The organism is Aeromonas sp. 9A, from assembly GCF_963900955.1.
GTDB classification, from domain to species: domain Bacteria; phylum Pseudomonadota; class Gammaproteobacteria; order Enterobacterales; family Aeromonadaceae; genus Aeromonas; species Aeromonas salmonicida.
The window spans coordinates 4,176,768-4,197,135 of record NZ_CAWRFG010000001.1; the positions used below are offsets into that span (position 1 = coordinate 4,176,768).

Annotated in this window: 24 protein-coding genes and 1 other RNA gene; 11 read left to right on the top strand and 14 right to left on the bottom strand. The window is 57.2% G+C overall.

Annotated features, from left to right (window positions below; translation table 11 throughout):
* Window positions 1–91: 91 nt before the first annotated feature.
* The 6 genes from AACX78_RS19280 to rsmI all read right to left on the bottom strand — a co-directional run bounded on the left by AACX78_RS19280 (window position 92) and on the right by rsmI (window position 5,289).
* Window positions 92–1,846 (bottom strand): peptidoglycan glycosyltransferase FtsI, encoded by a 1,755-nt coding sequence (locus AACX78_RS19280; protein ID WP_005314203.1) that lies wholly within the window; start codon window positions 1,844–1,846, stop codon window positions 92–94.
* On the bottom strand, window positions 1,843–2,157 hold the full coding sequence (gene ftsL, locus AACX78_RS19285) for a cell division protein FtsL (protein ID WP_005314205.1): 315 nt from the start codon (window positions 2,155–2,157) through the stop codon (window positions 1,843–1,845). Before ftsL ends, AACX78_RS19280 begins: the two co-directional genes overlap by 4 nt.
* A gap of 3 nt (window positions 2,158–2,160) precedes the next feature.
* Window positions 2,161–3,099 (bottom strand): 16S rRNA (cytosine(1402)-N(4))-methyltransferase RsmH, encoded by a 939-nt coding sequence (rsmH, locus tag AACX78_RS19290; RefSeq protein ID WP_159167134.1) that lies wholly within the window; start codon window positions 3,097–3,099, stop codon window positions 2,161–2,163.
* The gene (gene mraZ, locus AACX78_RS19295; protein WP_021140324.1) at window positions 3,100–3,558 is read right to left on the bottom strand and encodes a division/cell wall cluster transcriptional repressor MraZ; all 459 of its coding nucleotides are present in this window, start codon (window positions 3,556–3,558) and stop codon (window positions 3,100–3,102) included.
* Between the two features lie 448 nt (window positions 3,559–4,006).
* Window positions 4,007–4,393, bottom strand: an RNA gene (gene rnpB / locus AACX78_RS19300) — RNase P RNA component class A.
* A 62-nt stretch (window positions 4,394–4,455) separates the two neighbouring features.
* Window positions 4,456–5,289, bottom strand: coding sequence for a 16S rRNA (cytidine(1402)-2'-O)-methyltransferase (rsmI, locus tag AACX78_RS19305; RefSeq protein ID WP_159167135.1), 834 nt, complete (start codon window positions 5,287–5,289; stop codon window positions 4,456–4,458).
* A gap of 199 nt (window positions 5,290–5,488) precedes the next feature.
* Between rsmI and AACX78_RS19310 the strand changes: the two genes are divergently transcribed.
* Genes AACX78_RS19310 through dolP form a run of 4 tightly spaced genes read left to right on the top strand, consistent with a single transcriptional unit; the run spans window position 5,489 to window position 8,772 of the window.
* Entirely contained in the window at window positions 5,489–7,276 is a 1,788-nt protein-coding gene (locus tag AACX78_RS19310; protein ID WP_236556359.1) for a penicillin-binding protein activator, read from the top strand.
* Window positions 7,218–7,589, top strand: a complete 372-nt coding sequence (locus AACX78_RS19315) for a YraN family protein (protein WP_201302898.1) — start codon at window positions 7,218–7,220, stop codon at window positions 7,587–7,589. The genes AACX78_RS19310 and AACX78_RS19315 overlap by 59 nt, the downstream gene beginning before the upstream one ends.
* 9 nt (window positions 7,590–7,598) lie before the next feature.
* A complete protein-coding gene (locus AACX78_RS19320) occupies window positions 7,599–8,189 on the top strand; it encodes an SIS domain-containing protein (RefSeq protein WP_005314325.1) in 591 nt (196 codons plus the stop codon).
* A gap of 4 nt (window positions 8,190–8,193) precedes the next feature.
* Window positions 8,194–8,772: a division/outer membrane stress-associated lipid-binding lipoprotein gene (dolP, locus tag AACX78_RS19325; RefSeq protein ID WP_021140321.1), complete on the top strand. Its 579-nt coding sequence runs from the start codon at window positions 8,194–8,196 to the stop codon at window positions 8,770–8,772.
* Between the two features lie 52 nt (window positions 8,773–8,824).
* Here dolP and AACX78_RS19330 read toward each other — a convergent pair whose 3' ends face one another.
* The 8 genes from AACX78_RS19330 to zapE form a co-directional block, all read right to left on the bottom strand.
* Window positions 8,825–9,250, bottom strand: a complete 426-nt coding sequence (locus tag AACX78_RS19330) for a ClpXP protease specificity-enhancing factor (RefSeq protein WP_201302899.1) — start codon at window positions 9,248–9,250, stop codon at window positions 8,825–8,827.
* Window positions 9,247–9,876 carry a stringent starvation protein SspA gene (sspA, locus tag AACX78_RS19335; RefSeq protein ID WP_005314352.1) on the bottom strand — a complete coding sequence of 210 codons (630 nt, stop codon included), beginning with the start codon at window positions 9,874–9,876 and terminating at the stop codon, window positions 9,247–9,249. Before sspA ends, AACX78_RS19330 begins: the two co-directional genes overlap by 4 nt.
* Window positions 9,877–9,963: 87 nt before the next feature.
* On the bottom strand, window positions 9,964–10,698 hold the full coding sequence (locus tag AACX78_RS19340; protein WP_059112782.1) for a cytochrome c1: 735 nt from the start codon (window positions 10,696–10,698) through the stop codon (window positions 9,964–9,966).
* Entirely contained in the window at window positions 10,695–11,912 is a 1,218-nt protein-coding gene (locus AACX78_RS19345; protein WP_059112781.1) for a cytochrome b, read from the bottom strand. The genes AACX78_RS19340 and AACX78_RS19345 overlap by 4 nt, the downstream gene beginning before the upstream one ends.
* A 2-nt stretch (window positions 11,913–11,914) precedes the next feature.
* Complete coding sequence (petA, locus tag AACX78_RS19350; protein ID WP_005314362.1) at window positions 11,915–12,508, bottom strand: ubiquinol-cytochrome c reductase iron-sulfur subunit; 594 nt, start codon at window positions 12,506–12,508, stop codon at window positions 11,915–11,917.
* A gap of 295 nt (window positions 12,509–12,803) precedes the next feature.
* Window positions 12,804–13,196: a 30S ribosomal protein S9 gene (gene rpsI, locus AACX78_RS19355; protein ID WP_005314365.1), complete on the bottom strand. Its 393-nt coding sequence runs from the start codon at window positions 13,194–13,196 to the stop codon at window positions 12,804–12,806.
* A 15-nt stretch (window positions 13,197–13,211) separates the two neighbouring features.
* Window positions 13,212–13,640, bottom strand: coding sequence for a 50S ribosomal protein L13 (gene rplM / locus AACX78_RS19360; RefSeq protein ID WP_005314367.1), 429 nt, complete (start codon window positions 13,638–13,640; stop codon window positions 13,212–13,214).
* Between the two features lie 266 nt (window positions 13,641–13,906).
* Window positions 13,907–15,001, bottom strand: coding sequence for a cell division protein ZapE (gene zapE / locus AACX78_RS19365; RefSeq protein ID WP_159167139.1), 1,095 nt, complete (start codon window positions 14,999–15,001; stop codon window positions 13,907–13,909).
* Window positions 15,002–15,141: 140 nt separating this feature from the next.
* Here zapE and AACX78_RS19370 point away from each other — a divergent pair, with 140 nt between their 5' ends.
* The 7 genes from AACX78_RS19370 (at window position 15,142) to AACX78_RS19400 (ending at window position 20,357) form a co-directional block, all read left to right on the top strand.
* The gene (locus tag AACX78_RS19370) at window positions 15,142–15,522 is read left to right on the top strand and encodes a YhcB family protein (RefSeq protein WP_159167140.1); all 381 of its coding nucleotides are present in this window, start codon (window positions 15,142–15,144) and stop codon (window positions 15,520–15,522) included.
* 81 nt (window positions 15,523–15,603) lie between these two features.
* Entirely contained in the window at window positions 15,604–16,965 is a 1,362-nt protein-coding gene (locus AACX78_RS19375) for a Do family serine endopeptidase (RefSeq protein ID WP_159167141.1), read from the top strand.
* An 89-nt stretch (window positions 16,966–17,054) separates the two neighbouring features.
* Window positions 17,055–18,185, top strand: coding sequence for an outer membrane-stress sensor serine endopeptidase DegS (gene degS, locus AACX78_RS19380; protein WP_058394607.1), 1,131 nt, complete (start codon window positions 17,055–17,057; stop codon window positions 18,183–18,185).
* Between the two features lie 316 nt (window positions 18,186–18,501).
* A complete protein-coding gene (locus tag AACX78_RS19385) occupies window positions 18,502–18,861 on the top strand; it encodes a transcriptional regulator (RefSeq protein ID WP_159167142.1) in 360 nt (119 codons plus the stop codon).
* Window positions 18,862–18,878: 17 nt separating this feature from the next.
* Window positions 18,879–19,244 (top strand): SFCGS family glycine-rich protein, encoded by a 366-nt coding sequence (locus AACX78_RS19390; RefSeq protein ID WP_021140219.1) that lies wholly within the window; start codon window positions 18,879–18,881, stop codon window positions 19,242–19,244.
* Entirely contained in the window at window positions 19,244–19,540 is a 297-nt protein-coding gene (locus AACX78_RS19395) for a DUF4312 family protein (RefSeq protein ID WP_159167143.1), read from the top strand. Before AACX78_RS19390 ends, AACX78_RS19395 begins: the two co-directional genes overlap by 1 nt.
* Before the next feature lie 40 nt (window positions 19,541–19,580).
* Complete coding sequence (locus tag AACX78_RS19400) at window positions 19,581–20,357, top strand: DUF4311 domain-containing protein (RefSeq protein WP_005314394.1); 777 nt, start codon at window positions 19,581–19,583, stop codon at window positions 20,355–20,357.
* Window positions 20,358–20,368: the final 11 nt, after the last annotated feature.

A 20,368-nucleotide genomic window follows, 5' to 3' on the forward strand; every position in this document is an offset into this window, starting at 1 on the left:
CTCCGTACAGGCGAGAAGGCGGGTGCTCAAACGGTAAAGCGACATGGAAAAGGCCCCGAGAACAACAGGAACAAACAAGGAATGCAGCAGATCAAGTACGTGGCGCAGCATGGGTGGCCTCCGTACGGGCAAGCTTGGGCGGTACCGAAGGCGGTATCGCATCGGGACGAATATTGAAAAGTTGCAGCACACCACCCATGGCCTCGGCAAACGGTGGCGTCGCCACGGCACCGCCATAGTAAGCGCTGCCCTTTGGCTCGTTGATCACCACCACCATGACAAAACGGGGATTGCTGGCCGGGGCGAAACCGGCAAACCAGGCCATGTAGTCCTTGCCGTAACCGCCGGCGACGGCGACTTTGGCGGTACCACTCTTGCCGCCAACCCGATAGCCAGGGATCTGTGCTTTCGGAATGGCATTGCTGACCACATACTCCAGCGCCTGCAGCATGGCGGTGGCATTGTTGTGGTCGATGACCTGTTCACCCTTGGGCGGCGTGGTTACCTTGACGATGGAAAGCGGCACCCGCTTGCCCTTGTTGGCCAGGGTGGCATAGGCAGACGCCAGTTGCAGCGGGGTGACCCGCAGACCATAGCCAAAAGAGAGGGTTGCCCGCTCGATATCGGACCAGCGGCGGCGCTGGGGCAGCATGCCGCTGCTCTCGCCCATCAGACCACTGCCCGTGTCCATGCCGAAGCCGACCATGCTGAGGGTATTGATCATCTCCTGCGCCGGCATCCGCAGCGCGATGCGCGACATGCCGATGTTGGAGGAGTAGCGCAATATGTCATACAGGTTGGTCGCTTTGTGGATACTCACGTCGCGGATCTGCTTGGCCCCGATAAACAGGGGCCCACCCGGGATAATGTCCTTCCAGCTGGTGACACCCGCCTGCAGGGCGCTCAACAGGATCAGGGGCTTGATGGTCGACCCCGGCTCATAGGTATCTGTCACTACCCGATTGCGCACCCGAAAACTCTGGTACTGACCGCGGTTGTTCGGGTTGTAGGAGGGGGTGTTGACCATGGCGAGTACCTCGCCGGTCTTGATATCCAGCATCACCATGGAGCCGGACGTCGCCTTGTTCTCGTCGGTGGCATGCTTGAGGGCTCGATAGGCGAGCGCCTGTACCCGCTGATCGATGCTCAGCTGCAGATCGTTGGCGTTCTTGCCCTCTTTGACCAGCCCGAGTCGCTCTATGACTCTGCCCTGGCGGTCTTTGCGCACCCGCATCTCGCCCGGCGTCGCCGTCAACCACTCGTTGTAGCTGCGTTCGATCCCCTCGATGCCACTGCCATCTATGTTGGTTACCCCCACCAGATGGGCGCTGATCTCGCCGGTCGGATAGAAGCGACGCGCCTCGGGACGCAGATAAATGCCGCCCAGCTTGAGGCCCTTGATGTATTCCGCCACTGCCGGTGTCACCTGCCGCTGCAGGTAGACGAAGCGCTTGCTCGGGTTGGAGATGCGGTGCTTGAGGGTATTGATGTCGAGCTTGAGCACGGCAGAGAGCGCGAGCCAGGCGCGCTCATTATGGATGGCGCCAGATTCGTGCACGGTTTTGGGGTCGGCCCAGACCGCTTCTACCGGTACTGACACCGCCAGCTGTTCGCCGTTGCGATCCGTGATCATGCCACGCACAGCCTGGGTGGAGGTGGTTCGCAGGGAACGCATATCCCCTTCCTGGCGCAGTCGATCCGGATCAATTACCTGGATCCAGGCCAGCCGCAGGATCAGGCCGGCAAACGCAATGCCGATAAAGAACACCAGCGTGCGAAAGCGCCACGGATAGAGTGACGGCGCTTTGGCTTTGGGTGGAGTCTTGGCAGATGCCTTGCGTTTCATGGTTGTGTAATTACCTTCTCGGTGGTCACCAGCGGGCGAGCCATCTGCAACTTGTCCATGGCCAGACTCGCCACTCGGGAATGCTCAGCCAGGGTGCCCTGTTCTAGCAGCAGGTGGCGCCATTCGATGTTGAGTCGATCCTCCTCGGCCATCAGATCGTTCTGCTTGGCTGTCAGACCGCGAGTCATGTTGGTCACCAGGATCACGCCAAAGGCGGTGATCAGCACGGCAAAGGCCAGTACAACCGGCAACTTGTGCCGCCAGAGATCAGCGAGGATCTCTTTGGCCAGATGCACACGCACCTCGCTCATGGCTTACTCCGCCAGACGCTGGGCGACCCGCAGCACAGAGCTGCGGGATCGGCTGTTTTCGGTGACTTCATGCTCGGAAGGCTTGAGCGCCTTGCCGACCGATTTCAATTTGCGACCACCGGCCAGTTGAGCTTCGGTCAAAGGGATACCGCGCGGCACTTCGGGGCCTTTCTCGTGTTTGCGGATAAAGTGTTTCACCAGCCGGTCTTCCAGCGAGTGGAAGCTGATGACGGAGAGGCGCCCTTCTGGCGCCAACGCCTGCAGTGCACCGTCCAGCGCTGTCTCTATCTCGTCCAGTTCGCTGTTGATATAGATACGGATCGCCTGGAAGCTGCGTGTGGCAGCGTGCTTGCCCTTCTCCTTGCTCGGATTGACCCGGGCAATCATCTCAGCCAGCTGGCGGGTGCGTACGTAGGGCTCGGTGACCCGATCGTGGACGATGGCGCGGGCTATTTTCTTGGCAAAGCGCTCCTCACCGAAGGTCTTCAAGACCCAGGCAATGTCATCTACATCGGCACGGGCCAGCCACTGCGCGGCACTCTGGCCGGAGGTGGGATCCATGCGCATGTCGAGCGGGCCGTCCTTCATGAAACTGAAACCACGTTCGGCATCATCCAGCTGGGGTGAAGAGACACCGAGATCCAGCAGGAAGCCATCCACTTTGCCCAGCAAACCGCGCTCATCCAGATAGGAGACGATACCGGAGAAGGGACCATGCACGATTTCAAAACGGGGATCCTGGATCTTGGCCGCCTCTGCAATGGCCTGGGGATCCCGATCGATGGCGATCAGCCGGCCGTAGGGGCCAAGGTGCTGGAGAATGAGACGAGAGTGACCACCCCGGCCAAAAGTACCGTCCACGTAGATGCCGTCCGGCTTGATGGCCAGCCCTTCAACGGCTTCGTGCAACAGCACTGTGATGTGTTCAGCGGCTTGGGTCATTTATAAAGAAAAATCCTGTAGTCGTGGCGAGCTTGCCCAGTCATCCTCAGGCAGGCCCTGAATGTCATCATTGACCTGTTGTTGCCAGCGGGCTTCATCCCACAGCTCAAACTTGTTGAGCTGGCCCACCAGCATGATCTTCTTGTCCAGCCCTGCGTGGCTGCGCAGTGGCTGGCTCAGCAGCAGACGGCCATTGCCGTCCAGCTCGCATTCGGTCGCATGGCCGAGCAACAACCGCTGCAAGCGGCGTTCTACGGGATTCATGCTGGAAAGCATCTTGAGCTTGCGCTCGATCTCTTCCCATTCGTTCAGGGGGTAAAGCAGCAGACAAGGATGGGCAATATCTATGGTGCAGACCAGCTGGCCGTCGCTTTCGTCGCGTAGCCAATCACGGTACTTGGTCGGAATCGCCAGTCGCCCTTTACTGTCCAGGCTGATGGCATGTGCACCACGCAACAAATTGCAGTCCCTGAAAATGAGTTAAGGGGGCAAATCGCCCGATAAAAACCACTTTGATCCACTTTTCCCCACCTTGAAGTTTAAGGACGTGCTGAGGGCTTTTCAAGCGAGGATATCGGGCATGGGGAACATATTGACGCAGCGTTTGGTCACTAAGGATTAAATGAGTTGATTTTCCACAGGTTATTTGTGTTAACAGCGATATGATTAATTGAAATCAATTAAAAAATAAACAAGTCGAACGAATAAGACACTCCAGTGTCATCTCTCGTTGGCCCAACGACAAACAACGCTCACGCTGCACACAGATGAACCATAACCATATGATTTATAAATAACAATTTTGGTGAAGAATCATTTATCAACAAATATCACGGCTCAAACAGGGCAATATTTCTCCGAAAATAAAAAAGAGCCCCACGATAAATCGCGGGGCTCTTCGGAATGAGGTCGGAGTCGGCCTGTAAGCCGGGTTCTGTACCGGGTTGCCCCGGGTAGCAATCATTCCTCTAGGCCAGCAATCGCTCGCTGGCTCAAGCAACCTACCCGCCCCCAACGCGGGCCGCGCCAATAGGGGCCTATTTGGTCTTGCTTCGGGTGGAGTTTACCGTGCCACGAACTGTTACCAGACGCGCGGTGCGCTCTTACCGCACCCTTTCACCCTTACCTGATCCCTTGCGGGCCATCGGCGGTTTGCTCTCTGTTGCACTGGTCGTAGGCTCACGCCCCCCAGGCGTTACCTGGCACCCTGCCCTATGAAGCCCGGACTTTCCTCCCCTCCGCCCGTCTGTCCCGAGGGACACAACGACGAAGCAGCGATTGCCCAGCCAACTCCGAGGCGCGGATTATAGCCTTGCGATACGCACGGGGTAAACCGGCAATTCCCGTTTACAGCAATTAATAGTGCTCTAATCCGTACTTGTAGAGGGCATTTTTCTTCACACCATGGATTTCTGCGGTGAGCGCAGCCGCTTTTTTCAGTGGCAACTCGGTCACCAGCAACCCCAGGGTACGGATCGCCTCGGCGGGCAGCTCTTCTTCCGTTTTGCTGGCTCCCGCTACCACCAGCACTATCTCGCCACGGCAGCGGTTATCATCCTGACCAAGCCAGGTCAGCATCTCGGACGCGGGCAGACCATGGATGGATTCGAAGGTCTTGGTCAATTCGCGACACACCACCACCTGACGCTCCCCCAGAATGCGAGCAATCGCTTCTACCGTGTCCTGCACCCGACGTGGGGATTCATAAAATACCAGTGAGCGGGTGTCTTCGATCACAGCCTGCAATCGATCATCACGCCCTTTGCTTTTGGCGGGCAAAAATCCTTCGAAGGCGAAGCGGTCGGTCGGCAAACCGGCTGCGCTCAGGGCCGTGATGGCGGCACAAGGACCAGGCAGTGGTACCACCTTGACGCCTGCTTCGCGACAGCGGGTGACCAAGTGGTAGCCTGGGTCGCTGATGAGCGGAGTCCCCGCATCGGAGACCAGAGCGACGGTCTTGCCTTCCTTGATCCGGCCGATCAGCACATCGGCTTTCTGCTGCTCGTTATGATCGTGCAGCGCGAAGGTGGGTACCGAGATTTGGTAGTGGCTCAGCAGGATACCGGTATGACGCGTATCCTCGGCAGCCACCAGATCGACACGGCGTAAAATGTCCAATGCACGCTGGGTAATGTCCGCCAGATTACCGATCGGAGTGGGGACTATATACAGGGTTGGGATGTCACTCATGGGATCTCCGAGTGTCCCGACAATTGTGTCGCCATATTGGCCCGTTTACACTATGGGGAACTTCAACACTGGTCGGGGAATGAACTTGAACCGGGTTACAAAGCAGCTAAGTGTATCACGACTCTTCGGCATCATACTCGCGGCAGCACTGCTCGCCGCCTGTGCGTCGGGGCCCAATCAACCTTCCGGGCAGCCAGGTATGCCATCGGCCTTCTCGGATCTGACCAAAAATGCCCAGTGGTATCTGGAGCAGGTGGATCCTGTCAAACCTGCCGAAGCCTTTACCTGGCAGGTGATGGCGGCACGCAGCTATTTGGCACTCGGCCAGGCCAAGCCGGCATCGGCGCTATACCAGCAACTACAGAAGCAGGCCCAGAGCGCGGAGCAGAAAGCGCAGCTGCAACTGTTGCAGGCACATCTGTTGCTCGCCCAGGGCAACGCCAACCAGGCGCTGATCCTGCTGGAGGGTAAACCGGACGTGCCGCTGGATGCCGATACGCAGAAAAATTGGTATCGCCAGCGGGTAGTGCTGCAGCTGGATATCAACAACAAGTTTGGTGCAGCCAAGTCGCTGATCTTGATGGAGCCCTATCTGGCCCAGAATGAGCTGGCGACCAACCATCAGCAAATCTGGTCTCTGCTAAAGAGCATGACACCCTCCACCTTGCAGGCACTGGAAGAGGCGCCGGCCCCTGACGTGACCACAGGTTGGCTGCGACTGGCGGCACTGGTTAACGAGTTCGGTGCCCAGCCCAGTCAGCTGGCCCGTCAGCTGGCAGGATGGAAACAGGCTTTCCCTGACCACCCGGCCCAGAAAGACATGCCAGCCGGTCTGGGGGATCTCGCCACCAGCCACATCAATGCGCTGCAGCAGATCGCCGTGTTCCTGCCGCTCTCGGGCAATCTCGAGCCGCAGGGCGCCGCCATTCGCAACGGTATGTTGATGTCTTACAAGGAGAATCAGAGCCAATTTACCCTGAACTTCTACGACACCCAGACCAAGGCGATGGGCGAACTCTACAAGCAAGCCATTCAGGAAGGGGCCAACATGATCATTGGCCCGCTGCTCAAGGACAGAGTCGAGGAGCTGCTCAAGGCCAATCCGACCGTGCCCGTGCTGGCGCTGAACGAGTTGGACAAACCTATCGTCAACGACAGCACCTTCTACTTCTCGCTCTCTGCCGCTGCCGATGCAGCCCAGGCCGCGCAATATCTCTACGGTCAGGGTTACCGAAAACCGCTGCTGATCGCTGCCCAGGGCCGAATTGGCTACAGCAGTATCAAGGCATTCGAGCAGGCGTGGGCCACAGTGAGTCAGGACAAGCCGGTCGTGGCCACCTTTGGTGCTCGTAACGAAGTGCAGGGCATGGTCAAGAATGCTCTGAGTGGTCGCTCGACCACACGGGCCGGGGAGGTGGTACAACTATCGGCAGCCGCGCCACGCAGCATAGATGTGGTCTACGTGGTCGCCAATAGCCTGGAGACCCGGATGATCAAGCCCTACGTGGACATCTCGGTCAATCCCATGGGCAGCCTGCCCATCTACAGCAGCTCACGCAGCTACGACAGCGCTACCACAGAGGTCGCCTCCGAGCTCAATGGTATGCACATTTCAGACATGCCGCTGCTGCTGGGTGGCTACGAGCAGCAACGGGAGCAGATCGCACTGCTCTGGCCGCAGACCCAGGGTGATCTGATGCGCCTGTTCGCACTGGGCTACGATGCCGTCAGCCTGGCAGAAAACCTGCCGCAGATGCGCAAGGTCAATGTCATGCAGCAACCAGGCATGAGCGGACAGCTGAGCGTGGATGCCAATGGCAACATTGTGCGGGTACTGGATTGGGCCACCTACCAGAATGGTGCACTGGTCAGCGACAGTGCAGCACCTCAGCTTGAGGGAGCCCCCAATGAAGGATCTATTGGCACGTATGAGTCAGCAGTGGCAGAACCTGTTTCCGTCACCGACGAGCAAGGGACAATACTTTGAGCAAGTAGCGGAACGCTGGTTGCAGGCTCGCGGCCTGCAACCCGTGACGCGCAACTACCGCTGCCGCGGCGGCGAAATCGATCTCATCATGCGCCAGGGGAATACCCTGGTGTTTGTTGAGGTCAGATACCGCGCTCATGCCAGCCATGGCGGGGCCGCCAGCTCTGTCACCCGGCGCAAACAGCACAAGATCGTGCTGGCAGCGCGCCACTATTTAACGCAACATGCCATCAACGAGGCCAGTCAGGCCTGCCGATTCGATGTGATCGCGTTTGAGGATGACCAGCCAAACTGGATCCAGAACGCATTTTAAGAGGACCCTATGACTGACCGCATCAAAGAAAACTACACCGAAAGCATCCAGACCAAAATTGCCGCCGCCGAGGCACTGCCGGACGCTATCCATACTGCGGCCCAGATGCTGACCATCTGTCTGCTCAATGGCCACAAGGTGATGGCATGCGGTAATGGTCCCTCTGCGGCGTTGGCCCAGCTGTTCATCTCCGAGCTGGTCAACTGTTACGAGACCGAACGCCCTTCCCTGCCGGGCATGGCACTGACCCCAGACATGGCCACCATCAGCGCCATCGCCACCGATCATGGCTTCGAAGAGGTCTATGCCAAACAGATCAGAGCCCTGGGGCAAGCCGGCGACATCCTGGTGGTCATCACCACGACAGGCAACAGCCGCAGCCTGATCAAGGCCGCAGAGGCCGCTCTTTCACGGGATATGACCATAGTGGTACTCGGCGGGGGAGACGGTGGGGAAATCGCCGGACTGCTCGGTCCCAACGATGTGGAGATCCGGGTACCATCCGCTCGACGCCCCCGTATTCTGGAGGTTAACCTGTTGACCCTGCACTGCCTGTGTGATCTCATCGACCAGACACTTTTCCCGCAACAGGAAGATTGAAACCATGAAGAAGCAAACTCTCCTGCTCGGCCTGTTGGCTGGCACCCTGCTGCTGCAAGGCTGCGCAGCCGTGGTGGTAGGCGGTGCCGCAGGCACTGCCAAGGCTTCCGGCGATCGCCGCACTCTGGGTGCCCAGTGGGATGATCAAGCCATCGAACTGAAAGCTGCCAATCTGTTGGCCGACAACAAACCCTTGAGTGCAGCCAGCAAGATCAGCGTCTACAGCAACAACGGTCGCGTACTGCTGGTCGGCCAGACACCTTCTGACGCTTACAAGCTCGAGGCTGGCAAAATAGTTGCCCGCATCGATGGCGTACGGCACGTCTACAATGAGCTGCGACTCGGCCAGCCAGTCAGCATAGGGGTACGCAGCAATGACTCCTGGATCACCTCCAAGGTCCGTGCAGACATGCTGGGGGCCAAGAACTTCGACAGCGCCAAGGTCAAGGTGGTCACCGAGAACGGCGAGGTGTTCCTGATTGGCCTGGTGACTCGCCAGGAAGGAGACCACGCCGTTGAAATAGCCCGTCACGTCAGTGGTGTGAAGCGCGTGATCAAAGCGTTCGAGTTCGCCCAGAACTGACACGCAGGTAGCAAACAGATATAAAAAAACGCAGCCAGTTGGCTGCGTTTTTTTATTTGATGACTTTCAGCGTCGGCCGACCGGTCGGCCGCGGTGGTTCCGGCTCGGGCTCCACCGGTGCTTCGGCCTGCTCCAGCCAGAGGTCGTAACCTGGCTCGGGCGGGAACATGGTACCCACGCCGTTCTCCCTGGCATGAATCGCCAGTATGGCGGCCATAGGGATATAAACCTGCTGGGAGACACCGCCAAAACGGGCACTGAAGCTGACTGCTTCATTGTCCATGTGGAACTGCCCCACAGCACGCGGCGCTATGTTCAGGACTATCTGTCCATCCTGAACAAACTGCATCGGCACCATCACATGGGGGATATTGACGTTGACCACCAGATGCGGTGTCAGCTCGTTATCCAGCAACCAGTCAAAGAACGCCCGTAACAGATACGGGCGACTGGGTGTCATTGTTGGTTCCATGCTCATACGCCAGCGCGGATCTCACGTTCAGCTTCAGTCAATGAAGCCTGGAAAGATTCACGCTCGAACAGACGAACCATGTAGGCTTTCAGCTCTTTGGCACCACGACCGGCGAAATCGATCCCCAGACTGGGCAGACGCCACAACAGCGGTGCCATGTAGCAATCGACCAGACCGAACTCTTCGCTCATGAAATACGGCATTTCACCGAAGATCGGCGCGATGGCCAGCAGGTTGTCACGCAATTCGGCACGCGCCGCATCGACATCGGTACCTGCCATGATCTTGTCGGCCAGGGAGTACCAGTCCAGCTCGATGCGATGCATCATCAGACGGCTGTTACCACGGGCAACCGGGTAAACCGGCATCAGGGGCGGGTGCGGGAAGCGCTCGTCCAGATACTCCATGATGATGCGTGAGGTGTACAGTGCCAGCTCACGATCGACCAGAGTCGGTACAGTGTTGTACGGGTTCAGCTCGGCCAGCTCATCCGGCAAGTTGCTTGGGTCAACCTGGCAAATATCTACGCTAACACCCTTCTCCGCCAGGACAATACGCACCTGATGGCTGAACATATCGTTGGCACCGGAAAACAGCGTCATTACCGAACGCTTATTGGCAGCTACAGCCATTGAACCCTCCCGTCATTAAAAAGCAGAAACGGCAATGAAGCATCTTGGTCTTCATTGCCGTGCATTATATTACCCGGATCTGGTCGCTTAGTGAACGTCGCGCCAGAATTCCTTCTTCAACAGCACAGTGAAGATGAAGAAGATTACGATGAATCCAAGTACCCAGAAGCCCATGCGTTCGCGCTCCTGTTGTACCGGTTCAGCCGAGTAGACCAAGAAGTTTACCAGATCCAGTACCGTCTGATCATACTCTTCGTTATTCATTTCACCGTTGCCGTCAGATTTGACACTGACAACCTGCTGTACGTCCACCCCATCCACAGTGTGGGTCGCAAACTCGGCACGGGGTGTGCCTTGCAGCGGCTCCAGTACGTGAGGCATGCCCACGGACGGGAAAACAGCGTTGTTCACGCCAAACGGACGAGTCTCATCCACGTAGAAAGAGCGCAAATAGGTATAAACCCAGTCAGCCCCGCGCACCCTCGCTACCAGGGTCAGATCGGGAGGCGGTGCACCAAACCACTTGGCCGCATCCTTCTCCGACATGGAGATTTTCATCAGATCGCCGATTTTGGCTCCCGTGAAGATAAGATTTTCCCTCATCAGCTCATCAGGAATCTCCAGGTCTTGCGCAACGCGGTTGTAGCGCTGGTACTGGGTAGAGTGACAACCGGCACAGTAGTTCATGAAAGTCGTGGCACCGCGCTGCAGAGACGCCTTGTCACTCAGGTCATAGTCGGCCTTGTCCAGCGGGAAAGTACCGCCTGCAGCAAGCGCCAGGCTGGGCAGCAGGGCCAGCACTGCAAATATTATTCTTTTCATTTGAATGTCACCCTCTCCGGCAGCGGCTTGGTACGCTCATTCTTGCTGTAGAAGAACAGCAGAACAAAGAACCCGAAATACCCCAGCGAGCAGAACTGGGCAACCAGGGTCAAGGTCGGGGTCGATGGCAAGACACCGAGGATACCGAGAATGACGAAGCAGACCACGAACTGGGCAATATTCAGCTTGTGCAGCGTGCTGCGATAGCGAACGGAGCGCACCTTGCAACGATCCAGCCAGGGCAGCAGGAACAGCACTACGATGGAGAGCCCCATCATGATGACACCCAGCAACTTGTCAGGTACCGCACGCAAAATGGCGTAGAAGGGAGTGAAGTACCACACGGGCGCAATGTGCTCGGGCGTTTTCAGACCATTGGCCACTTCAAAGTTCGGCTTCTCGAGGAAGTAGCCCCACATATCCGGCTTGAAGAAGATGATGGCGCAGAAGAAGAACAGGAAACCGGCCACGCCGATCATGTCCTTGACGGTGAAGTAAGGGTGGAAAGCCACCGCATCCAGCGGCCAGCCGTTAGCATCCTTGTGCTTCTTGATGTCGATGCCGTCAGGGTTGTTGGAACCCACTTCGTGCAACGCCAGTATATGCATGGCCACCAACATCACCAGCACCAGCGGCAACGCTATGACATGTAGCGCGAAGAAGCGGTTCAGGGTCGCCCCCGAGATGACATAGTCACCACGGATCCACAGGGTCAGATCCTCTCCGATCACCGGAATGGCACCAAACAACGAGATGATGACCTGAGCCCCCCAAAATGACATCTGGCCCCAGGGCAGCAGATATCCCATGAAGGCTTCCGCCATCAGCACCAGGAAGATCAGCATGCCGAAGATCCAGAGCAGCTCACGCGGCTTCTGATAAGAGCCATAGATCATGCCGCGGAACATATGCAGATACACAACCACAAAGAACGCAGAGGCCCCAGTGGAGTGCATGTAGCGCAGCAGCCAGCCGTAGTCCACATCACGCATTATGTATTCGACTGAGGCAAAGGCACCCTCAGCGGAGGGGTTGTAGTTCATGGTCAGCCAGATGCCGGTGATGATCTGATTAACCAGTACCAACATGGCCAGCGAACCAAAGAAGTACCAGAAATTCAGGTTCTTTGGTGCCGGGTACTTGGCCATATGGTCGTTGTACATGGCAGTGAGCGGAAAGCGATAGTCAATCCAGCCCATCAGTTTGGAAAACATGGTCAGGCCTCCTTGCCATCATCGGCACCGACCAGGATGGTGGTGTCGCTAAGATATTGGTACGGCGGAATGACCAGGTTCAAGGGTGCAGGCACCCCCTGGAACACTCGACCAGCCATGTCGAACTTGGAGCCATGGCACGGGCAGAAGAATCCGGAGGTCACGCCTTGAACCTGCTCACCGAAGTTATCCGGCAGGTAGGAAGGAGAGCATCCCAGATGGGTACAAATACCGACCGCAACAAAGATTTCGGGTTTGATGGATCTGTAGCCGTTATGGGCATAATCCGGCTGCTGTGGTTCGTCAGATGCGGGATCCCGCAGCTGGCCATCGTGAGCCGCCAGTGCATCCAGCGTCTGCTTGGTGCGTTTCACCACCCAGACCGGTTTGCCTCGCCACTCAACACGGATGAGCTGGCCTGGTTCCAACTTACTGATATCCACTTCTACCGGAGCGCCCGCCGCTTTGGCCTTGGCACTCGGGTTCCATGACTTTATAAACGGCACTGCGGTAAAAGCAGCTCCTACCCCACCAACGGCAACCGTTGACCAGGTAAGAAATCTGCGGCGACCGGTATCAACTGGCGCATTGCTCATCCAAAAACTCTCCCATGTGGACTCCGCACATTCTTATTGTGTCCCTGTTCCCCTTTCTTCCGTGACAACAGCGGCGGAAGCGGAGTTACAATTGTCACAGAAAAACCGAGGGAATTTTAAAGAAAAGATAACAACTTGACAAGAAAGACCAGCGAAGGGCAAAAACAATAAATATACATTTTTTTGTCTTTTGTGACGTGGTGTTAGCATTGGCGTAGGTAATATTACCAATAAAAAAAGCCTGGCACATGGCCAGGCTTTTTTGACACTCGTGAGAGTGAGTACAAAAAGCGAATTAACGCTTGGAGTACTGCGGACGCTTACGAGCTTTGTGCAGACCGACTTTCTTACGCTCAACCTTACGGGCATCGCGAGTAACAAAGCCTGCTTTACGCAGTTCGGCGCGCAGGGTTTCATCGTACTGCATCAGAGCACGAGTGATACCGTGACGGATCGCACCAGCTTGACCGGAGATGCCACCACCATTAACGGTGATGTACAGATCCAGTTTCTCGGTCATCTCAACCAGTTCCAGCGGCTGACGAACTACCATGCGGGCAGTCGGACGGCCAAAGTACTGCTCCAGGGAGCGCTGGTTGATTACGATTTTACCGCTACCCGCTTTGATAAACACGCGAGCAGTGGAGCTTTTGCGACGGCCGGTACCGTAGTATTGATTTTCTGCCATGTTGCCAGTTCCCGATTAGATATCCAGTACTTGAGGTTGCTGAGCAGCATGAGCATGCTCGGCGCCTGCGTAAACTTTCAGTTTACGGAACATGGCACGGCCCAGAGGACCCTTCGGCAGCATACCTTTGACAGCAGCTTCGATTACCATTTCCGGCTTACGCTTGATCAGCTTGTCGAAGCTGATTGACTTGATACCACCCGGGAAACCGGAGTGAGAATGGTAGATTTTATCGGTAAATTTCTTACCGGTTACATGTACCTTCTCAGCGTTTACAACGATGATGTAATCACCGGTGTCAACGTGCGGAGTATATTCAGCTTTGTGCTTACCACGCAGACGAGAAGCGATCTCGGTTGCGATACGACCCAGAGTTTTACCCTCTGCGTCCACAATGTACCAGTCACGTTTTACGGTTTCTGGCTTGGCAACGAAAGTTTTCATTAAGTTAAACCCAATTACCTGTTACAGACCCAATTGCTTATGGGGGCTCTCCCACAAACAACAAACGATGGCCTACCTGTACCCCTTCGAATACAAGTAAAGCTTAAAGTGTCGCTGTCTTATCGACAGCTGTAACGTGGGCCGGGCGATTATAAGTGAAGTTGCCTTAAATATCACCTGCTAATTTCACTGCCATGAAGCTAGCAAATGTCGCCCGGCCCTACCTGCCGCAGATGCCCATCCGACTGGCAGGCGCGGTATTGTGACTAAGGAAGGTGCACTCTGGCAAGGTATTCGTGCGATTGCATTTCCTGAAGCCGTGAAAGACAACGTTTGAATTCGAAATTCAACAGCCCGTTCCCGTAGAGTTCTGTCATGGGGACAGCCGCCGACATGATGAGTTTGACGTGCCGTTCATAGAACTCGTCCACCATGGCGATGAAGCGGCGAGCCGCGTCATCCGTGCCCGCCCCCATGGGTTGCACATTGGCAAGCAGCACAGTATGAAACAGGCGGGCCAGCTCTATATAGTCGCCCTGTGAGCGAGGAGTACAGCAAAGTTGCTCGAACTCCATATACAGCACACCTTCCCCCATTCCCAGCGACGTCAATTGACGATGATTGATCTCGACACTGCCAGCGTTGACCTGCTCCAGACCCGTTAACTGTTGGAAATATCGGTCCAGATTGGATTTTGCCTGCTGATCCAGCGGGAAGTGATATATCTCTGCCTGCTCCAGGGTACGCAAGCGATAGTCGATGCCACCATCCACGTTAAGTACCTCGCAATGACGCTCGATGAGCTCGATTGCTGGCAGAAAACGGGCTCGTTGCAGACCATTGCGATAAAGGTCCTGTGGCGGGATGTTGGAGGTCGCTACCAGCACAACACCATGACCAAACAGCTCCTGGAACAGGGTGCCAAGCAGCATGGCATCCGTGATGTCGGAGACAAAAAACTCATCGAAACAGATGACATCTGTCTCGCTGGCGAGCTTGCTGGCGATGAGCTTGAGCGGATCGGCCTGGCCGGTCAGCCCCTTGAGTTCGTCATGCACCCTGTGCATGAAACGGTGGAAGTGGATACGCAGTTTTCGCGTCCCCGGCAGGCTCTCGAAAAAAGTATCCATCAGCCAGGTCTTGCCTCTGCCCACTCCGCCCCACATATATAGTCCGAGGACGGATTCCTTGGCCTTGGGCTTTTGCAACCAGCCCAACAGGCCGCGGGATCTGGTCGGAGTCGGGCTTTGGCACAAATCCTGATAGAGTCGCTGCAGACGGGCCACGGCCATCGCCTGGGCCGGGTCGGCCACAAAGCCGGGGCGCTGCAAATCCTGCTGATATTTTTGCTGCGGGGTCATCCTGTCAACCACCTCCAAGTCCCTGAATGAAGGACAAAATGGTATCACGCTCTCGGGGTGCACGGTATAGTGCCATCAAGGCGTAGCGGCCATCCAGGCCGCCTCAACACACATTGATTTAGCTGTAACAAGGAGCATCTATGAGTCTGTTAAACGGGATCCTGCTGGCTGTCGCCGCCTTGATTATCGGTATCATCATCGGTCGCTTCACGGTGCGCAGCCGGGATGCCGGACGTCTGGAACAAGAGCTGAAAAAAGCGCACACGGAGCTGGAAAGCTACCAGGGCCAGATCAATACCCACTTTGCCGACAGCGCCGCCCTGATGGAGCAGCTTGCCGAGCAGTATCAGACCCTCTATCGCCACATGGCTGAGCAGAGCAAATTCCTGGCCAAGGCACAGGAACCGCTGTTCCGTGAAGCACTGCTTGAAGAAAGTGCCGATACTCCGGCCAACGAAGAACCGGGCATTCCGCCCCGTGACTATGCCAGCGCCTCCGGTCTGCTCAAGCAGTCCAGTTAGTTCCCCGCGGAACTAATTGCGCTGTGTTGTGGTCAGACCTTGACGATTGCATTGCAACTTTTTCTGGGAGCTGTTTTTCATATGCGTAAACCTCTTTCTGTGCTCAGTGTGCTAGCCCTCAGTGTCGGTATCGCCATGTCTGCGGTCCCTGTGCAGGCTGCACTGCCCTCTTTGCTGGCGAACAATCAGGAGATGCCGAGCCTGGCGCCGGTTCTCGAACAGGTCACGCCTGCCGTGGTCAATATCTCCGTCTCTGGCAAGAAAATCACTCGCCAGCGTCTACCTGAACAATTCCGCTTCTTCTTCGGCCCCAACATGCCTGATGAGCAGGTGAGCGAGCAGCCCTTCCAGGCGCTGGGCTCCGGCGTCATCATAGATGCCAAGAAGGGCTACGTGATCACCAACGCCCACGTCGTACACGAGGCGGACGAGATCAAGGTCAACCTGAAAGATGGTCGTGAATATGCGGCCAAGAAGATAGGTGAAGACAAACAGTCCGATATCGCCCTGCTGCAAATCAAGGCCGAGGATCTGGTGCAGATCAAATTTGCCGATTCAGACGAACTGAGGGTCGGCGACTACGCACTGGCCATCGGCAACCCGTTTGGCCTGGGCCAGACAGTCACCTCCGGCATCGTCAGCGCCCTGGGACGCAGTGGCCTCAACATCGAAAATCTGGAAAACTTCATCCAGACCGATGCGGCCATCAACTCCGGCAACTCGGGCGGCGCCCTGCTCAACCTGCGTGGTGAGCTGATCGGCATCAATACCGCCATTTTGGGCCCCAACGGTGGCAACATAGGTATCGGCTTTGCTATTCCGTCAAACATGGTGCGTGACCTGTCGGAACAGATCGTCAAGTACGGTGAGGTTCGCCGTGGCCAGCTGGGGATCACGGGCTCTGAACTGACCTCGGATATCGCCAAAACCTTCGGTTACAACAAGAAGGATGGTGCCTTCGTCAACCAGGTCATGCCTGACTCCGCCGCCGCCAAGGCCGGTATCAAGCCAGGCGACATCATCGTCAGCATAGATGGCAAGGCAATCCGCTCGTTTGGCGAACTGCGAGCCAAGATAGCGACCATGGGTGCCGACAAGCAGGTCGCGCTGGGCCTCATCCGCGACGGCAAAGAAGAAACCGTCAAGGTCATGCTGAAGAAGGCCGATGACAGCGAGATCCTGGCCAGCGTCCTGCACCCTGCACTGGAAGGGGCCAAGCTCAGCACCACCTCGGAGCCGGTGACAGGCGTGGCTGTCTCCGATATAGCGGCTCGCTCCCCTGCTGCGGCCTCCGGTCTGCAGAAAGGCGACATCATCATTGGCGTCAACCGCCTGCGAGTAAACTCGCTGGCCGAGCTGACCAAGGCATTGAAAAACAAGCCGGATGTGCTGGCGCTGAACATACAGCGCGGAGAGTCTTCGCTCTATCTGGTGATCCGTTAATAACCTCACACCCGCGGCCCTCGCCGCGGGTGATTTTTATCCACCGATAGTGTTATTCTCTGCCCGCTGCATGTACGGATGAGAATGACATGAAAATCCCACCTTTGATCAGTTACTTGGGCAAGTCTGTCGGCTTCGGTCTCACCGTGGCGGCTCTCCTGTTGCTGCTGTTTCCCGATTTCCGTGGCGGTGCCCAACTCCCCGGCATCATCACCAATGCCCGTGAACTGAGCTTCTCTTACGCTGCTCATAGAGCCGGCCCTGCCGTCGTCAACATCTACACCCGCAGTTTCTCCCGCAATCAGGGCAATCAGGCTGAACTCAGACCCCAGGGGCTGGGCTCGGGTGTCATCATGAACCAGCGCGGTCATGTGCTGACCAACTATCACGTCATCGCCGATGCGGACCAAATCATAGTCGCACTGCAGGATGGGCGGGTGTTCAGTGCCGAGCTGGTCGGAACCGATCAGTTAACCGATCTGGCGGTGCTCTACATAGAATCGGACAACCTGCCGGTGATCCCCCAGGATCCCGACAGGCAGCCGGATGTGGGAGACGTTGTGCTCGCCATCGGCAACCCTTACAACGTCGGCCAGACCATCACCCAGGGCATCATCAGTGCGACCGGTCGCCTTGGTCTCTCCAGCATGGGACCGGACGGAAATGGGCGGCAGGACCTGCTTCAAACCGATGCGGCCATCAACGAAGGCAACTCGGGGGGCGCCCTGGTCAATGGCCGCGGCGATCTGGTGGGCATCAACACGGCCGCCTATCACCTCAACGGCAATCAGGAGAGCTACGGCATCAGCTTCGCCATCCCTTACCGGTTGGCCAAACGGATCATGGATGAGCTGATCACCAACGGCCGTGTCATTCGCGGCTACCTCGGCATCTCCAGCGTTGAACTCAACCCCATAGTGGCGCGCATGATGAACCTCGGTGATTTGCGCGGACTGGTGATCGAGAGTCTGGATCCTGACGGTCCGGCCAGCAAGGGAGGTCTGAAACGGGGGGATGTGCTGCTCAAGATCAATGGGGAAGCGCTCAGCGGCGTGCGCTCCGCCATGGACAAGATTGTCGAGAGTCGTCCCGGCACCAAACTCACCATATCAGTGTTTCGTGATGGCAAGCCGCTGGAAGTGGAGGTCACCATAGAGGAAGACCTGCGCTACCAGCAGGGCAAGGCCAATACGAATGTCAGTGGCGCTAACGCCAGCTGACCCTCTTGTCTCTTCATATCACAAGGGCGGGTAACCGCCCTTTGTCATTTCTGCGGATCCTCGCTCCCCTCATACGTGAGACGACTCACAGTTTCAGCCTGTGCGACTCTGGGGCCATCTGCCAGAGAAGTGCGCCATCGATCACACTAATCCAGCCCCGATAAGCTCCCTTTCCCCTGCTGGTACACAAAAATGGGCCTTTTAAGCCGCTTCGCACGGGAATTTCCGCTTCGAATCGGAAAAACGCTGCCTCCTCTGTACGCCCCTGCGGGCTTAGGGTAACTCCATACCTTCTGCCAGCCTTGGAGAGCAGACATTGCACACAGAGACTCATGACCAGAACCTGACCCCGGACAGCCCGGCGTTGCTGCACCAGACCGACCTGATCCTGGCTCGCATCCACACCCTGCTAGGCGATCAGGGCATACGTCCCAACGAGGTGCAAAAGCAGATGCTGGCCTCCCATGTCAAAGCCATGGTGTGGCGTTCCCATAGCGGGGAATCCCTGCCGGAGGTCGATCTCAGCCTGTTTGACGAGATCTCCCCCCTTTCCCTGCGCCTGGCCGAACAGGTCGTCGCCTGGCTGGACAAGCTGGCCTATGAAGAGGCTCACCTCTTGTCCGTCCATTTCGAAGTCGCCAAAGAAAATGAACTCAGCTCAGCGCTGAATCAATAACAAAAGGAGATATCCAGATGTCAGCCATCAAACTCGTGATTGGAGATCGTCTCGGCAAGGGTCAGAAAGTGGGGGCAGGGGCAGAAGCCGCCGGCGCCAGCGTGACCGTGATACCCGGCATGGCCGCCGATATGAAGCTCGGTGATGTGATGAACAAGGAGCAGGCGGATCTCGGCATCTCCTTCTGCGGCAGCGGTGGCGCCGGTGCCATCACGGCCCAGACCAAGTACGGCTACAAGTGCCGCTACGGCATGCGCTCCGTCGAGGAGGGGGTCACCGCCATCAATGACGGCTGCGTGGTGCTGGGTTTTGGTTTCATGGACAAGGAAGAGCTTGGCCAGAAGCTGGTAGAAGCCTTCGTCAAGAAGCACGGACGCGCCTGATGAAAGAGGACGTCACCACCCAGGTCATCGTCAACGGCAAGGGGGCGACCCGCCAGCAGGCGTTCGCCGCCGCCCTCAGCCAGGTGCAGCACACTCTGCTCAAGGACAACCCGCACGTCATGCTGCGGATCGAACCGGTCGAGGTGCAGGTGCTCAAGGCCGAGGAGTCGGTCCGGGTGGAGAAGTTCCTGTTCTTCTTCCTGCCGCGCCAGCGCCGCGAATTCCGCGTCCAGCTGGAGATCACGGTCAAGGTCACCAGCCTGGATGCCGACAAGGTGACGTTCACCCTGGTGTGACACCCCCCGCAGTGACAACCCCACAAGAGGGATACATTGGATGTTTCTAATCATATTTATCAAGTCACTCATCATCGGCGGCCTGGTGGGCGTCGGGGTGGGGGCCGGCGCGGCGCGGATGTTTCACGCCCCGACCGTGCAGGGCATGGGTGCTTTTCGTACTCTGGGTGAGCTCAATTCATGCGAAGGGGATCCCGCCTCCCACTTCTCCTTCGGTCTGGGCTTCTTCTTCAACGCCTGGGCCTCGACCGTGGCGGCTGGTGCCTTCACCCAGGACGTGGATCACCGCATCCTGCCGAACTGGGGGGCGGCGGCCCTGATGATCCGCAACCGGGATCTCGCCAGCACTTTGCACGACCCGAAAAAGATGGCCATCGCCTGCGGCATCATTGGCGCCATCGTGGTTGCCTTCCTCAACAGCACGGCTGCCGCTGTACCGGCCGCCCTGCAGGTGACAGCAGTCAAGGTGCTGGTGCCTGCCGCCAACCTGCTGGTCAATACTGTCATGCCGGTGATCTTCTGGCTGGCCGCCATCGAAGCGGGCAAAAAGTCCGGTTTCTGGGCCACCATCTTCGGCGGTCTGGCGCAGCTCATCATGGGCAACGCAGTACCGGGTCTGGTGCTCGGCATTCTGATCGGCAAGGGGGTCGAAGAGAGCGGCTGGAACCATGTCACCAAGGTGATGATGAGTGCTATCGTCCTGCTGTTCGTGCTGAGCGGCTTCTTCCGCGGCTTTGACCTCAAGCTGATTGAATCCTTCCACATGGGCATCCCCCTGTGGCTGGAAAACGTCCATAACCTGCTTGCCAATAAATAAGGGGCCACACC

Bases quoted from the DNA above. Each gene is read 5' to 3' on its own strand.
- zapE (WP_159167139.1), bottom strand. From the start codon at position 15,001: ATGACCCCGCAGCAAAAATATCAGCAGGATTTGCAGCGCCCCGGCTTT.
- sspA (WP_005314352.1), bottom strand. From the start codon at position 9,876: ATGGCTGTAGCTGCCAATAAGCGTTCGGTAATGACGCTGTTTTCCGGT.
- degS (WP_058394607.1), top strand. From the start codon at position 17,055: ATGAAAATCCCACCTTTGATCAGTTACTTGGGCAAGTCTGTCGGCTTC.
- rplM (WP_005314367.1), bottom strand. From the start codon at position 13,640: ATGAAAACTTTCGTTGCCAAGCCAGAAACCGTAAAACGTGACTGGTAC.
- AACX78_RS19310 (WP_236556359.1), top strand. From the start codon at position 5,489: ATGCCATCGGCCTTCTCGGATCTGACCAAAAATGCCCAGTGGTATCTG.
- petA (WP_005314362.1), bottom strand. From the start codon at position 12,508: ATGAGCAATGCGCCAGTTGATACCGGTCGCCGCAGATTTCTTACCTGG.
- AACX78_RS19390 (WP_021140219.1), top strand. From the start codon at position 18,879: ATGTCAGCCATCAAACTCGTGATTGGAGATCGTCTCGGCAAGGGTCAG.
- AACX78_RS19280 (WP_005314203.1), bottom strand. From the start codon at position 1,846: ATGAAACGCAAGGCATCTGCCAAGACTCCACCCAAAGCCAAAGCGCCG.
- rsmI (WP_159167135.1), bottom strand. From the start codon at position 5,289: ATGAGTGACATCCCAACCCTGTATATAGTCCCCACTCCGATCGGTAAT.
- rsmH (WP_159167134.1), bottom strand. From the start codon at position 3,099: ATGACCCAAGCCGCTGAACACATCACAGTGCTGTTGCACGAAGCCGTT.
- dolP (WP_021140321.1), top strand. From the start codon at position 8,194: ATGAAGAAGCAAACTCTCCTGCTCGGCCTGTTGGCTGGCACCCTGCTG.
- rpsI (WP_005314365.1), bottom strand. From the start codon at position 13,196: ATGGCAGAAAATCAATACTACGGTACCGGCCGTCGCAAAAGCTCCACT.
- AACX78_RS19395 (WP_159167143.1), top strand. From the start codon at position 19,244: ATGAAAGAGGACGTCACCACCCAGGTCATCGTCAACGGCAAGGGGGCG.
- AACX78_RS19400 (WP_005314394.1), top strand. From the start codon at position 19,581: ATGTTTCTAATCATATTTATCAAGTCACTCATCATCGGCGGCCTGGTG.
- AACX78_RS19320 (WP_005314325.1), top strand. From the start codon at position 7,599: ATGACTGACCGCATCAAAGAAAACTACACCGAAAGCATCCAGACCAAA.
- AACX78_RS19370 (WP_159167140.1), top strand. From the start codon at position 15,142: ATGAGTCTGTTAAACGGGATCCTGCTGGCTGTCGCCGCCTTGATTATC.
- AACX78_RS19340 (WP_059112782.1), bottom strand. From the start codon at position 10,698: ATGAAAAGAATAATATTTGCAGTGCTGGCCCTGCTGCCCAGCCTGGCG.
- AACX78_RS19315 (WP_201302898.1), top strand. From the start codon at position 7,218: ATGAGTCAGCAGTGGCAGAACCTGTTTCCGTCACCGACGAGCAAGGGA.
- AACX78_RS19330 (WP_201302899.1), bottom strand. From the start codon at position 9,250: ATGAGCATGGAACCAACAATGACACCCAGTCGCCCGTATCTGTTACGG.
- AACX78_RS19375 (WP_159167141.1), top strand. From the start codon at position 15,604: ATGCGTAAACCTCTTTCTGTGCTCAGTGTGCTAGCCCTCAGTGTCGGT.
- ftsL (WP_005314205.1), bottom strand. From the start codon at position 2,157: ATGAGCGAGGTGCGTGTGCATCTGGCCAAAGAGATCCTCGCTGATCTC.
- AACX78_RS19345 (WP_059112781.1), bottom strand. From the start codon at position 11,912: ATGTTTTCCAAACTGATGGGCTGGATTGACTATCGCTTTCCGCTCACT.